This window comes from Amycolatopsis sp. FU40 (assembly GCF_021903635.1).
Lineage (GTDB): Bacteria > Actinomycetota > Actinomycetes > Mycobacteriales > Pseudonocardiaceae > Amycolatopsis > Amycolatopsis dendrobii.
In genome coordinates, this window is the sequence record NZ_CP091381.1 from 7859548 (window position 1) to 7871870 (window position 12323).

Consider the following 12323-nt stretch of genomic DNA (forward strand, 5'->3'; position numbering starts at 1 on the left):
CACTGTCGGTGAAGGAGATCTCATGAGTGTCCTTGAATGGCCTCACCACCTCCTGACCCTTGACGACTGGGCGGACCTTCCGGAGAACCCGAAGGTCCGGATCGAGGTTGTCGAAGGGGTTCCGTCCGTGTCGCCGCGTCCGTTGTGGTTCCACCTGCGGTCCGTGACGCGGTTGGCGTTCCTGCTCGACGAGCAGCTCTGCCCGGAGATGAGCGCCGGTGCCGAGGCGGAGCTGCTCCTGTGCGAGACGCCGCTGACGATCCGTGTCCCGGATGTCGTGGTGACCTCGGCTGAGGTCGCGGAAGCCAACCCGGCCCGGATCGCGGCGGCTGACGCCGAGCTGGTGATCGAGGTGCTGTCCCCGGGCACCAAACACGTCGAGCTTGGTGCGAAGCTTTTCGAGTACGCCGATGCCGGGATCGAGCATTACTGGGTTGTCGATCTGGATCCGCCGGTCAGCATGATTGCTTACCGGCTCATCGACGGCGATTACGAGAATTTCGGCGAGTACTCCGGCAGCGTCGAACTCGAGGTCGCGGGCGCACCGGTGAAGCTAGACCTGAACGCGCTCATCGACCCTCGCGCGCAGCGCTGACGTCGGGCACCTCCCCGAACACCATGCGTCGCCGTTGAGACAAGACTGACCAGCCATTACATCGACGCACGTCTCCCGCCCCCGTAACCTGGACAGCAAGGCAACCGGGAAACAGAGGTGGATGGTGCGCGGGGACGACGAGTTCGCCGACTTCGTGCGGTCCTGTTCCGCTCGGCTCACCCACGCGGCCTACCTGCTCACCGGCGATCGCCACCAGGCCGAAGACGCCGCCCAGACCGCCTTCACCCGCACCTACGCCGCTTGGCCCAGGGTGCGGCGCAAGAACCCGTACGCCTACGCCCGGCGCGTTCTGGCCAATCACGTCATCGACATGTGGCGCCGCCCGATCCGCGAATACGCCACCGAGGAGATGCCGGAACCGCCGAAGGTGCCGGACATTTCGCACGCCGTCACCGATCGGGAATGGCTTTCCGACGCATTGGCCCGGCTCACCGCGCGGGAACGCGCCGTAGTCGTTCTCCGGCATTTCTTTGATTTGCCGGAACACCAAGTAGCCGAGGAACTGGGCGTGTCGGTCGGCACGGTCAAGAGCACCAATTCCCGGGCGCTGGCGAAACTGCGCGTGGACGGCGACGCGCTGGTCGGGGAGGTGAGCGCGTGACTGACGAACTCGACCGATTGCGCGCCGCGCTTCAGGAAGCGCCCGCGGAACCCTTCGCGGCGCCCGATCTCGACCGGATTTTCAAAGAGGGCGGGCGGATCCGGCGTCGGCGGCGGTTTCTGACGTCCTCGGGGGCGGCCGTGGCCGTGGTCGCCGTCGTGTTCGGTGCGGCTTGGCTGCGGTCGCCGGGCGGGGCGCCGGAGCAGGTGCACGCGGCCGCGTCGCCGCCGCCGATGGTGACGAGCGTGTCTTCGTCGACTCCGCTGCCGGCTCCGACATCGGCCGAATCGCGGCCGCTCGGCGAGGTGATCTCCACCGGCACCTACACTGATGGCGCGGAACTTGTCTTCTACGCAACGGAAATCGACGATCCGGACAACCTGCCGACTGTCCAATTCGGAGTGATGGCCAGCCTGTACGAGCCGGACGGCAACCTGCGTCCGCTCTACCTCGCCAACGAATCCGAAGGCGAGGACCGCTCTTTCGGCTTCCACGCCACCTCGGGCGGCACCACCGTGTCCGACATCTGGGTGCCGGTGTACGGCTACTTCAGCGGGCCGGCCGCGCGAATTGAGACCACAGTGGACGGTCGCACGATCCCGGCGCACACGGCGCGCTGGAGCGAGGACCCCGACGTGGTCGTCTTCTGGTTCGACCAGGACGACGTACCGTCCGCGGAGCGGGCGACCCCGCTGGTCGCCTACTCCGCGGACGGCAAACGTCTCACCAAATAATCAGGCGGCTTCGGCCAGAACCTGCGCCACGACCTCGTGCGACGGCAGGATCAGCGCCCGCTCGACGTCCGCGTCGACCTTGCCCTCCAGCAGGTCGACGAACCGGTCCAGCTGGGTCGCCAGCGGTTCGCGCGCGGTGACCAGTTCCGGGATCTCGATGACGGTCTGCTGCCGGTAGCCGAGGCCGTCCGGGGTGACCGAATCGTGCGAGACGTGCCGGTAGATCGTCACGTCACGGCGCAGCAGGTCGATCTCGATCATCCGGTCCAGTTCGGACACCATCAGCGACCGGACCTTGCGCTGCGCCAGCCGCGAAGCCGACACCGTGGCCAGCCCGGCGGGGAACGACAGCACCGTCTCGATGGTGTCCTCGGCCCCGGTGACCGACTGCGGGTGGAAGTACCCCGCGCTGGAGGTGACCCGGCTCGGGGTCGACCCGCCGAAGAACTGGATCGCCAGGTCGACGTCGTGCACCAGCAGGTCCCACGCGACGCCGGTCTTGATCCGCGGCGCGTACGGGCCGTGCCTGCGCGCCATCAGGTGCACCGGTTCGTTCACCAGCGCCCGCGCGGTCATCACGGCCGGGTTGTAGCGCTCCAGGAGCCCGCACATCAGCGGGACGTCCTTCTTCGCCGACAGGGCAACGATTTCCTGCGAGAACTCGAGGCTGTTGCACACCGGCTTCTCGACCAGCATCGGCTTGCCCTGGCCGAGAATCTCCTGCGCCAGCTCGTAATGCACCTCGGTGGCCGAGGCGAGCACGACGGCGTCCACATCGGACAGCGAGCCGATTTCCGGCGTCCACTGGGTTTCGTAGCGTTCGGCGACCGCGCGGCCCGCTTCCTCGCGGGGGTCGATCACGCGGGCCAGGTCCACCCGGTCGTTCTGTGACAGGACCCGCGCGTGCAGCGAGCCCATGTTGCCGGTGCCGACGAGTGCGATGCGGTGTGTCATGCGCCAAGTACCTCGCGAACGGCCTCGATGATCCGGTCCAGCTGGGATTCGGTCAGATGCGGGTGCACCGGGAGCGAAAGCGCCTGCGCGGCAACGGCGGACGCCACCGGGAAGTCCTCGACGCGAGCGTCCGGGATCAGCGGGTGCCCGCGGTAGCAGTCGTAGTCGAAGACGATCTTCGGGTAGTAGATCCCGTTGCCGATGCCCTTTTCAGTCAGCGCGGAGGCGAATTCCTCGCGCGACAGCATCGCGTGCGGGCCGACCAGCACGGTGTACTGGTGCCACACGTGCTCGCGGCCCGGCAGCACCTGCGGCACCTCGAGGCCCGGCGTGCCGGCGAGACCCTCGGACAGCCGCTTCGCGTTCGCCTGGCGGGCCGCGGTGAGCTGGTCGAGCTTCTCCAGCTGCGGGATGCCGACCGCGGCGTGCAGGTCGGTCATCCGGTAGTTGTGGCCGGCCATCTCGTACTGGTAGCGGGCCTTCATGCCTTGATTGCGCATCACGCGCAGCTTGTCGGCGAGCGCGTCGTCGTCCGTGGTGATCACGCCGCCCTCGGCGGTGGTCACGTTCTTCGTCGCGTACAGCGAGAAGCAGCCGATGCCGTACGACCCGGCCTGCTTGCCCTCGAAGGACGCGCCGACGGCCTGCGCGGAGTCCTCGATGACGCGCAGCCCGTGCTCGGCGGCGAGCGGGGCGAGCTTGCCCATGTCCGCGGTCTGGCCGTACAGGTGGACCGGCATCAGCACCTTGGTGCGCGGGCCGACGGCGGCGGCGACCGCGTCGGGGTCGATCGCGAAGTCGTCGCGCCGGATGTCGGCGAACCGGACGGTCGCGCCCGCCTCCAGGATCGCGTTCAGCGTCGCGACGAAGGTGAACGGCGAGGTCACCACCTCGTCCCCGGGCTGAAGGTCCAGCGCCTGCAGCGACGCGACGAGCGCGGTCGTCCCGTTGTTCACGGCGATGGCGTGCTTCGTGCCCGCGACTTGCGCGAACGCCTCCTCGAAGCGCTTGACCATCGGCCCCTGAGCGATGGCGCCGGATCGCAGCACCTCGACGACCAGGTCCTCCGCGTCTCGGACGTCGACCACGGTAATGGGGATCATCGGCAGTCTCTCTCGGCTGGGGATTTCTATGCGTCCGGTACAGTGCTAGGCGCTCCGGCCGCGAGGCCGGAAAGCCGCCGGTTCTGCGCCCGGCCACCCTGCATGCACGCGGGCCACACGTTACCGGGCGCCGCCGCCAGCCCTTGACCCCAGGCCGTCCAGGCCGGAAGCGACGAAACGGAACACCGACTGTGTCACCTGCGGCACCCAACCGGATTCACCCCACGGCGGTCGTCGGCGAGGGCGTGGAGCTGGGCGAAGGCAACGTCATCGGCCCCTACACGGTCATCGTCGGCCCGGCTCGCATCGGCGACGGGAACTGGATCGGACCGCACGTGACCATCGGCACGCCGGGCGAGGACCGGGGCGGTCCGCACCCGGTCGCCTGGGAGGGCGCGCCGACCGGCGACCCGGCTCAGGACGGGCACGGCGTCGTCGTCGGCAGCCGCAACCGGATCCGCGAGTACACCAGCATCCAGCAGGGCACCTGGCGCGCCACGACGCTCGGCGACGACTGCTACGTGCTGCGCGGCAGCCACATCGGGCACGACGTGCTGGTCGACGACCAGGTCACGCTCGCCTGCAACGTCATGCTCGGCGGGCACACGCACGTCTGGCCGTTCGCGAACCTCGGCATGGGCACGGTCGTGCACCAGGGCGGCAGCATCGGCCCCGGCGCGATGGTCGGGATGGGTTCGGCGGTCCGCCGCGAGGTGGGTGCGTTCACCATCACGGTCGGCAACCCGGCCCGGGTCACGGGCGTCAATACTGTGGGCTTGTCGCGTCGTGGCCTCGACGAGGCAACCGTCGAGGCGCTCGGCCCGTGGGTCAAGGGCAAAGGCGACCTCCCGGACGACGGGCTCCCGGAAGACCTCTCTACCTTGGTGAGGGCGTGGGACGCACGCCCGCGCGAAGAACACTAGGAGCTGTGAAGATGTCGGAAGTCGCCCCCAAGCTGCGCGAGGTCTTCGTCGAGGCGCTGGACCTCGACGGGGACGTGGACGTCGAGAACCTCAAGTACCGCGACATCGAGGCGTGGGACTCGGTCGGGCACATGGCGCTGGTCGCCGCGATCGAGGACGAGTTCGACATCGAATTCGACACCGACCAGGTGATCGACATGTCGAGCTTCAAGGTCGCCGTCGACATGGTCACCGACCTCGTGTCCAAGAATGACTGATCTGACCGGACGCGTCGCGCTCGTCACGGGCGGGACGCGCGGAATCGGGCTGGCCACCGTGCGCGCGCTCGTCGAAGCGGGCGCCACCGTCGTGCTGACCGGACGGGACGAAAGCCGGGCGAAGGAAGTCGCCGCCGAGGCGGGCGCCGCGGCCGGTCTCGCGCTGGACGTCACCGACGCGAAGGCGGTTTCGTCGCTGGTGCGCGGCGTCGCGAAGGAACACGGGGCGCTCGACATCGTCGTCGCCAACGCCGGCGTTCTCGAGGACGCGCTGCTCGGCATGATCAGCGAAGACCTGGTCGACCGCATGTTCAAGACGAACGTCGGCGGCACGATCAACACCGTGCAGGCCGCTTCGCGCGTGATGAGCAGGCGCAAGTCCGGTGCGATCGTCCTGCTGGCCTCGATCGTCGGCGAGAACGGCAGCGCGGGGCAGACCGCGTACGCCGCTTCCAAGGCCGCCGTCGGCAACATCGCCCGGTCCGCGGCGAAGGAACTGGGCAGGCACAACATCCGCGTCAACGCGGTGGCGCCCGGCGTGATCGAGACCGACATGACGTCCCACCTCGGCGAGAAGGTCATCGCCGAGCGCATCGAGGACACGGCGCTGGGCAGGCTCGGCAAGCCCGAGGAGGTCGCGAAGGCGATCCGGTTCCTGGCGAGCGACGAGGCGGCCTTCGTGACCGGCCAGATCCTGGGCATCGACGGCGGCTTGGTGTTGTGAGTCCTGATGCCGGTTCTCGCCGGCATGAACACTCACGAGCACGACGAGGAGGTTCGGTGAATCTGGTTGGCGAAGGGTCCCGGCTGGTCGATGTGGCCGGGGGCCGCACGCTGGCGGGCGACGAGCTGACGGCGGAGGTCGAGCAGTCCGCGGCCGCGCTGGCGGAGCTCCCGCCCGGCGTGCTGTTCGCGCGGATGTCGCTGGACCTGGACAGCGTGCTGCGGTACCTCGGCGCGTTCGAGGCGGGACGGGCGATCGCGCTGATCGACCCCGCGCTCGACGCCGAGGTGCTCGAAGGCCTGATCACCCGGTTCCGGCCCGCCGCCGTGCTGGCCGCGCCCGAAGCGGACGCGCCGCAGGGCTACCGGGCCGAAAACGGGCACTGGGTGCGCGAGGCGGCCGATGGCGCTGTCCCGCATCCGGACCTCGCCGTTCTGCTCCCGACCAGCGGTTCCACCGGCAATCCGAAGCTCGTCCGGCTGTCCCGGCAAGGCCTGCTGGCCAATGCCGACGCCATCGCGCAGGTGCTGGCGATCGACGCGGAGGAGGTCGCGCCGACCTGTCTGCCGCTGCATTACAGCTACGGGCTTTCGGTGCTGAATTCGCACCTTTTGCGTGGTGCGACAGTGGTTATCGAATCTTCTGGTGTTCTTGGCCGCGGATTCTGGGATTCAGTGAAGGAACACGGCGTGACTTCGCTGTCCGGCGTGCCCTATCACTACGAAATGCTGCGCCGGCTGAAATTCGACCCGGCGAAGTACCCGACGCTGCGCACCCTCACCCAGGCGGGGGGAAAGCTGCGGGACGACCTGGTCGCCGAGTTCAACGACAAGATGCTCGCGGTCGGCGGCCGGATGTACGTCATGTACGGCCAGACCGAGGCGTCCCCGCGCATGACCACGGTGCCCGCCGAGCGGCTCGCGGACAAGATCGGCTCGGCCGGTCCGGCGCTGCCGGGCGGCTCGTTCGCCATCCGCCGCGACGACGGCGAGGAAACCACGCATCCCAAAATTGTCGGTGAGGTCCTTTACCGTGGACCTAACGTGATGATGGGTTATGCCGAGGACGAAGCAGGGCTGAGCGCGGGCGACGAATACGGCGGAACGCTGGCCACCGGGGATCTCGGGTATCTCGACGACGAGGGGTACCTGTACATCACCGGCAGGCTCAAGCGGATCGGCAAGGTGTTCGGCAACCGGGTCAGCCTGGACGACCTGGAGCAGGCCGTGCGCACCGCCGCGGTGGGCATCGACGTGGTGGCCGCGGTACCCGCGGGAGACAAGGTCGTGCTGTTCGCCGAACTGCCCGAGGGCGACGGCGCGAAGGCGATCTGCAAGGACGCGGCTCGGGCGCTGGCCGAGCGGCTGCACCTGCACGCCAGCGGGTTCGACGTGCGTCCGATCGACACAGTGCCGCTGCTGGCCAGCGGGAAGATCGACTACCGGTCGCTGGAAGGACGGGTATGAGTGTGTTCACGCGCTCGCAGGCGGAGCGAGAGGCGGCGCTGCTCCCTGAGCTCGCCGAGCTGACCGCGCACCACCGGGCGAACTCCGCCGGGTACGAGCGCATCCTCGCCTCGCTCGGTTTCGCGCCGGACGCGTCGTTCGCCACGATCGCGGACCTGCCGTGGCTGCCGGTGCGCATGTTCAAGACGCACGACCTGAAGTCCATTCCGGACGCCGAGGTCTTCAAGACCCTCACGTCCTCGGGCACCACCGGGGCGGGCGCGTCGCGGATCTACCTGGACAAGGAAGCGGCGGGCGCGCAGACGAAGCAGCTCGGCGCCACCTTGCAGGAGGTGCTGGGCGGCGAGCGGCTGCCGATGCTGATGGTCGACACGATCGGCATCATCAAGAACCGCCGTTCGTTCTCCGCGCGCGGCGCGGGCGTGCTCGGCATGGCGAACTTCGGCCGCAAGCACACCTACGTGCTGGACGAGAACGACAAGCCGGACGTCGAGGCCGTGCGGAAGTTCCTCGCCGAGTACGGCGACAAGCCCTTCCTGATCTTCGGCTTCACGTTCATGGTGTGGCAGTACCTCTACGAGGTCGCCCGCGAGCACAAGCTCGATCTGTCGAACGGCATCCTCATCCACTCCGGCGGCTGGAAGAAGCTGATCGACCGAGCGGTCGACAACAGCGAGTTCCGCAGGCGGTTCAAAGAGGACACCGGTCTCACCCGGATCCACAACTACTACGGGATGATCGAGCAGATCGGCACCGTGTTCCTCGAGGGCCCGTCCGGGAACTCCTTGTACTGCCCCGATTTCGCCGACGTCGTGATCCGCGACCCGGAGACCTGGGAAGAGCAGCCGGTCGGCAAACCGGGTGTCATCGAGGTGGTGAGCACGCTGCCTCGCTCGTACCCGGGACACGTGCTGCTCACCGAAGACCTTGGCGTCTACAACGGAATCGACGACGGCGACTGGCCGGGCAAGCACTTCTCCGTGCTGGGCAGGCTGCCGAAGGCTGAGGCTCGCGGATGCTCGGACACGTTCCAGGGAGCGGCCGCGTGAGTGCTTTGGAACAGCGTTTTCCGCTCGGCGAATCGGTTTCGGTCGGCGCGCTCTTGGACGAGCTGCGCGAGGAACCGCCCGGCGGCAGGCTGACGGTCGGCGACCCGCGGGTGGTCGAGTTCGTCACCAAGTTCGCGCGCAAGCTGCTCGCGCCCGCGCTGGCGCGACGTTTCCCGGAGCTGGCCTCGCTGGGCTTCTTCCTGCGCAAGGGAGAACTCGCGAAGTCACTGTCCACTTTGGAAACCAATGGCGACTCGCTGCGGTTCCCGCGCGGGCTCGTTTTCCACGTGCCGCCAGCCAACGTGGACACCATTTTCGTGTACTCGTGGGCGCTGTCGGCCTTGGCGGGCAACAGCAACGTCGTGCGCGTGTCTTCGCGTTCCGCCGGTGCGGCGGAAGCCGTGCTGGAAGCGCTCAACGCGGCGATGGAAGACGTGTCGCCGGAGACCGCGGCCACCATCCGCGCCACCCAGCGCATGGTCACCTATGACCGCAGCGACGAGGTCAGCGGCGCGTTGTCGCTGGCCGCGGACCTGCGGGTGATCTGGGGCGGCGACGCTTCCGTGGCCGCGCTGCGGAAGTACCCGCTGGCCCCGCACGCGCGAGACCTCACCTTCCCGGACCGTTCGTCGTTCGCGATCGCGTCGGTGCGCGGCTGGCAGGAGGCCGCGCCGGAGCAGCGCAAGGCCGCCGCCGAGGGCTTCTACAACGACTCGTACTGGTTCGACCAGGCCGCCTGCTCGTCGCCGCGCGCGGTGTTCTGGGTTGGCGACGCGACGGGTGCGCAGGCCGCCGGACAGGAGTTCCGCGGGCTGCTCGCCGAGGTGCTGGCAGCGAAACAGCACGTCACCGAGCCGGCGATGGCCGTGCAGAAGCGGGTGTCGGCCTACGGTGCGGCGGTCGACGGGCTGGTGTCGTCGATCCGCTTCGACGGCAACGCGCTGGCGACGCTTGAGCTGGCCGACGCCACGGTGATGCCGCGCGAATGGCTGGGCGCGGGCACGTTCGCGAACGCCTCGGTGGCGTCGCTGGACGAGCTGGTGCCGATCGTGCAGCGCAAGGACCAGACAGTGAGCCAGTTCGGGTTCACCCGCGAGGAACTGACCGGATTCGTGACGGCGCTCGCCGGACGGGGGGTGGACCGGGTCGTGCCCTTCGGTTCGGCCCTCACGTTCGCCGGGGTCTGGGACGGCTACGATCTGCTGTCCGAGTTCAGCCGGCTGGTCACGGTACAGGCCTGAGGAGCTGAGAGGCAGTGACGACCGTTCGTACGGAGACGCCGGGGGACGACACCCCGTCCACTGAGGACGCCCCGACCACCGGAAAAGCCCGCAAGTCCACCAAGGCGCGGGTGCTCGACGTCGTGCGCTGGGTCGCCATCCTCTTGGTGATCGGCTTCGCGGCGAAGAGCCTGGCGTCCAACTGGGACGAGTTCTGGCACACGCTGTCGGATGTCGCCTGGCAGTCCTCCGCGCTGAGCCTGGTGGCGCTGATCCTGTCGATCATGGTGTCCACGTGGGGCTGGCAGATCCTGGTCGACCACCTCGGCAAGCCGATCGGTTACGCCCGCGGCGCGCAGATCTGCCTCGTCGGCTCGCTCGGCAAGTACGTGCCAGGTTCGGTGTGGGCGTACCTGTTGCAGATGGAGCTCGGCCGCAAGGCTGGCCTGGCGCGCGCCCGGATCTTCACCGGTTCGCTGATCCAGCTCGGCGTCGGTGTCGTTTCCGCGCTGGTCGTGTCGCTGCTGGCCGCGCCCGCGGTCTTCAGCAACAGCCCGCGGGCGATGTGGCTGTTCGTGCTGATCCCGGTGGGGCTCGCGCTGTTGCACCCCCGGATCCTGACCTGGGGCACCTCGCTCGTCCTGAAGATCCTGCGTCGTCCGCCGCTGGCCGAGCCGCTCGGCTGGGGCGTGGTGCTCAAGACCTTCGGCGCGTCGATGGGCGCGTGGGTGCTGCAGGGTGTGCACCTGTGGCTGCTGGCGAACTCCGTCGGCGCCCCTGGTTTCAGCGGCTTGATCTTGTGCGTGGGCGCGATGGCTGTCGCGATGACGGTTGGCACCTTCGCGTTCATCCTGCCCAGCGGTGTCGGCGTCCGCGAGGTCGCGCAGGTCGCGGTGCTCACGGCGAGCGGCCTGACGGTCGGCCAGGCGACGGCGTTCGCGGTCGCCTCGCGGGTGATGTTCACGGTGGCGGACCTGCTCACCGCCGGTTTCGCCGCGCTCGCCGCGAAGATGGCCGCTCGACGGTCCGTTCCGGTCGACGCTGCCTGAGTTTCTTGCGGATGAGGAGGCCGTCCGGATTCGGGCGGCCTCCTCTGTCAGGCGAACAGGCTGATTAGGCGAACCGGCACGAGTCCGGAGCCGCGGTCACGTGGATGTCGGTGTTCCACCCGTATCCGACGGGAGTGCCCGCGCCGTTCGCGGACCAGGTGTCGGTGTTGGGCGAGTAGCGGTACCAGAGCAGCGTCGGATTGCCCGACAAGCTCGCGCCGCGGCCGTACAGGATGTCGGCTCCCGGTGAGAAGATCTCGGTGAACATGTTCCAGCCCACGCCGGCGGACTTGTCGCGCTGGGTCCACTTTCCGGAGCCGAAGTCGTAGACGAAGCGGTACAGGTTGCCTGCCGGGGTCCGGGCGTAGAGGACTCCGTCGCCTGCCGCGGTGATGGAGTCGAATTTTCCCCAGCCGGTGTCGATGAGCTGGCCGTTTCCGTCGACCCACGTGCTGGTGGCGTCATTCCAGACGTACACCTTCAGCTGGCCCTGCTGGTCGACGGCGTAGATGCGGCCGGCCTGGTCGACCGTGACGCGGTTCTGGTACTCCGTGGTGAGGAACTTCTCCCAGCCGCCGCCGACCCCGTTGCCGCCGCCCCAGCCGTTTTCCGTGCTCCACGTCCAGCGCCGGAGTACGCCGCTGGGAACGCTGTCGCCCGCGCCGAGGTTGCGATGGACGTCCCAGATGACCCCGCCCTTGCCGGCGATCTGCCGTCCGGTCCACCCAGTCCCGAGCGCCGCGGTCGGGATGTCCCAGGAGATGGTGCCGTTAGCCGGATCGCGGTGCACGTAGCGCCACATCGAACCGTCGGACCGGGCGTCCCACACGGTCGCGCCGTTCGGGCAGGTCACCGGGGCAGGGACAGTGTTCTGCCGGACCCAGCCAGCGAGGTCGTCGACCCGGGCTTCAGTGCCGCCTTCCCGGGTTTCGGTGACCGCGAGGCAGCCGTGCTGCCAGGACCGGCTGTTGACCGCTACCACCTCGACCTTGTCGCCCACCGTGCGCAACGCCGGGCCGCCGGCGTCGCCGAGGCAGGTGTCCGAACCGTTCGCGGAGGTCACCGAGACCTCGGTGGCGTTCACCGCCGAGACGGAGAAGGAGGCGACGGACGGCCGAGCGGGCACCCATTCGGTCGCGGTGCGGCCGAACCCGGCCAACTGGAGGGTCTCCCCGCTCGTCGGAGCGGTCGTGGCCAACGCGACCGGTGCGATCCCGGTGGTGGGCTTCTCAAGCTTGGCCAGCGCGACGTCGCGGTCGCTTCGGCCGATCACTTTGACGACCTTGGCGTTCGTCCCAGCTCCGGTGCTGACATCGACCGCACCGACGCTGACCGTTGCGTTCTCAGTAGGAGCACCGGTAGCGCTCGCGGTCAGGCAACTCCCCGAGGTGATGACCCACTGCGGGTCGATCAGCGCGGCCGAGCACGCCTTCGTGGGCGTCGTGATGCGTGCGAGGTAACCCGACGTTCCGGAGGGCACGACGGTGCCGCCGGAAATCGCGTGCGCCGGGATCGCGGTGAGCACGCCGCCGGTCAGCAGCGTGGCCGAAATGGCGAGGGCTCTCTGGGTTCTTCGAGACATAAAGGCCTTCCTTTAGGGTGCGATAGTCGGCTGTGAACTGGTTGT

The 12323-nt window shown here is 68.6% G+C and carries 13 protein-coding genes; 10 read left to right on the forward strand and 3 right to left on the reverse strand.

What is annotated here, in order from left to right; genetic code table 11:
• Positions 1-22 precede the first annotated feature (22 nt).
• From L3Q65_RS37035 to L3Q65_RS37045, 3 genes are all read left to right on the forward strand, one after another.
• On the forward strand, positions 23-595 hold the full coding sequence (locus L3Q65_RS37035) for a Uma2 family endonuclease (protein ID WP_237597750.1): 573 nt from the start codon (positions 23-25) through the stop codon (positions 593-595).
• A gap of 121 nt (positions 596-716) precedes the next feature.
• A complete protein-coding gene (locus L3Q65_RS37040; protein WP_182893662.1) occupies positions 717-1217 on the forward strand; it encodes a SigE family RNA polymerase sigma factor in 501 nt (166 codons plus the stop codon).
• Complete coding sequence (locus L3Q65_RS37045) at positions 1214-1951, forward strand: hypothetical protein (RefSeq protein ID WP_182893663.1); 738 nt, start codon at positions 1214-1216, stop codon at positions 1949-1951. Before L3Q65_RS37040 ends, L3Q65_RS37045 begins: the two co-directional genes overlap by 4 nt.
• On the opposite strand, the gene L3Q65_RS37050 is transcribed toward L3Q65_RS37045, so the two are convergent.
• Positions 1952-2905, reverse strand: coding sequence for a Gfo/Idh/MocA family protein (locus L3Q65_RS37050; RefSeq protein ID WP_182893664.1), 954 nt, complete (start codon positions 2903-2905; stop codon positions 1952-1954).
• Positions 2902-4008 carry a DegT/DnrJ/EryC1/StrS aminotransferase family protein gene (locus L3Q65_RS37055; RefSeq protein ID WP_182893665.1) on the reverse strand — a complete coding sequence of 369 codons (1107 nt, stop codon included), beginning with the start codon at positions 4006-4008 and terminating at the stop codon, positions 2902-2904. Before L3Q65_RS37055 ends, L3Q65_RS37050 begins: the two co-directional genes overlap by 4 nt.
• Positions 4009-4199: 191 nt before the next feature.
• Here L3Q65_RS37055 and L3Q65_RS37060 point away from each other — a divergent pair, with 191 nt between their 5' ends.
• The 7 genes from L3Q65_RS37060 to L3Q65_RS37090 are packed head-to-tail and all read left to right on the forward strand — an operon-like array spanning position 4200 to position 10696.
• The gene (locus tag L3Q65_RS37060; RefSeq protein WP_237597751.1) at positions 4200-4931 is read left to right on the forward strand and encodes a UDP-N-acetylglucosamine acyltransferase; all 732 of its coding nucleotides are present in this window, start codon (positions 4200-4202) and stop codon (positions 4929-4931) included.
• 11 nt (positions 4932-4942) lie between these two features.
• Positions 4943-5188, forward strand: a complete 246-nt coding sequence (locus tag L3Q65_RS37065; RefSeq protein WP_037807632.1) for an acyl carrier protein — start codon at positions 4943-4945, stop codon at positions 5186-5188.
• Positions 5181-5912 (forward strand): SDR family NAD(P)-dependent oxidoreductase, encoded by a 732-nt coding sequence (locus L3Q65_RS37070; RefSeq protein WP_237597752.1) that lies wholly within the window; start codon positions 5181-5183, stop codon positions 5910-5912. The genes L3Q65_RS37065 and L3Q65_RS37070 overlap by 8 nt, the downstream gene beginning before the upstream one ends.
• Positions 5913-5968: 56 nt before the next feature.
• Positions 5969-7378, forward strand: a complete 1410-nt coding sequence (locus L3Q65_RS37075; protein ID WP_182893667.1) for an AMP-binding protein — start codon at positions 5969-5971, stop codon at positions 7376-7378.
• Entirely contained in the window at positions 7375-8427 is a 1053-nt protein-coding gene (locus L3Q65_RS37080) for an acyl-protein synthetase (protein ID WP_182893668.1), read from the forward strand. Before L3Q65_RS37075 ends, L3Q65_RS37080 begins: the two co-directional genes overlap by 4 nt.
• A complete protein-coding gene (locus L3Q65_RS37085) occupies positions 8424-9668 on the forward strand; it encodes an acyl-CoA reductase (RefSeq protein WP_182893669.1) in 1245 nt (414 codons plus the stop codon). The genes L3Q65_RS37080 and L3Q65_RS37085 overlap by 4 nt, the downstream gene beginning before the upstream one ends.
• A gap of 14 nt (positions 9669-9682) precedes the next feature.
• A complete protein-coding gene (locus L3Q65_RS37090; RefSeq protein ID WP_370648144.1) occupies positions 9683-10696 on the forward strand; it encodes a lysylphosphatidylglycerol synthase transmembrane domain-containing protein in 1014 nt (337 codons plus the stop codon).
• A gap of 64 nt (positions 10697-10760) precedes the next feature.
• Here the strand turns inward: L3Q65_RS37090 and L3Q65_RS37095 are convergent, their stop codons facing one another.
• Positions 10761-12278 (reverse strand): tachylectin-related carbohydrate-binding protein, encoded by a 1518-nt coding sequence (locus tag L3Q65_RS37095; protein WP_237597753.1) that lies wholly within the window; start codon positions 12276-12278, stop codon positions 10761-10763.
• Positions 12279-12323 lie beyond the last annotated feature (45 nt).

Excerpts from the sequence above, each read along its gene's own strand:
- L3Q65_RS37040 (WP_182893662.1), top strand. The coding sequence starts at position 717 with ATGGTGCGCGGGGACGACGAGTTCGCCGACTTCGTGCGGTCCTGTTCC.
- L3Q65_RS37050 (WP_182893664.1), bottom strand. The coding sequence starts at position 2,905 with ATGACACACCGCATCGCACTCGTCGGCACCGGCAACATGGGCTCGCTG.
- L3Q65_RS37035 (WP_237597750.1), top strand. The coding sequence starts at position 23 with ATGAGTGTCCTTGAATGGCCTCACCACCTCCTGACCCTTGACGACTGG.
- L3Q65_RS37080 (WP_182893668.1), top strand. The coding sequence starts at position 7,375 with ATGAGTGTGTTCACGCGCTCGCAGGCGGAGCGAGAGGCGGCGCTGCTC.
- L3Q65_RS37065 (WP_037807632.1), top strand. The coding sequence starts at position 4,943 with ATGTCGGAAGTCGCCCCCAAGCTGCGCGAGGTCTTCGTCGAGGCGCTG.
- L3Q65_RS37095 (WP_237597753.1), bottom strand. The coding sequence starts at position 12,278 with ATGTCTCGAAGAACCCAGAGAGCCCTCGCCATTTCGGCCACGCTGCTG.
- L3Q65_RS37055 (WP_182893665.1), bottom strand. The coding sequence starts at position 4,008 with ATGATCCCCATTACCGTGGTCGACGTCCGAGACGCGGAGGACCTGGTC.
- L3Q65_RS37070 (WP_237597752.1), top strand. The coding sequence starts at position 5,181 with ATGACTGATCTGACCGGACGCGTCGCGCTCGTCACGGGCGGGACGCGC.